Here is a 460-nt window from a genome sequence, read left to right on the forward strand (position 1 = left end):
TGCGTGGCCTGGGAAGATACGGTGATCTACGAAGCGCATGTGCGTGGGCTCACGATGCGGCACCCGGACGTGGCCGAAGCGGCGCGCGGCACGTTCTCCGCGCTCAAGCACGATGGCGTGCTGGACCATCTCAGGCACCTCGGCGCCACCGCGCTGGAGCTGCTGCCCATTCATGCGCATGTCGACGACCAGCACCTGCTGGAGCGCGGGCTGCGCAACTACTGGGGCTACAACACGCTGGCCTTCTTCGCGCCGGACCCGCGCCTGCTGTCCACCAACGCCATCGCCGAGTTCAAGCAGATGGTGGCCGGTGTGCACGCCGCGGGCCTTGAAGTGATCCTGGACGTGGTCTACAACCACACTGCCGAAGGCAACGAGCTGGGGCCGACGTTGTCGTTCAAGGGCATCGACAACGCCAGCTACTACCGGCTCGCCGACGACCCGCGCTATTACATCAACG

Annotated in this window: 1 protein-coding gene; it reads left to right on the forward strand. The window is 65.7% G+C overall.

What is annotated here, in order from left to right; translation table 11 throughout:
- Window positions 1-460, forward strand: a 460-nt coding sequence (locus tag AC1DN0_RS41470) for an alpha-amylase family glycosyl hydrolase (RefSeq protein ID WP_477146665.1), incomplete at both ends; no start/stop codon positions are given.

It is taken from the genome of Cupriavidus sp. 05N39 (genome assembly GCF_056397325.1).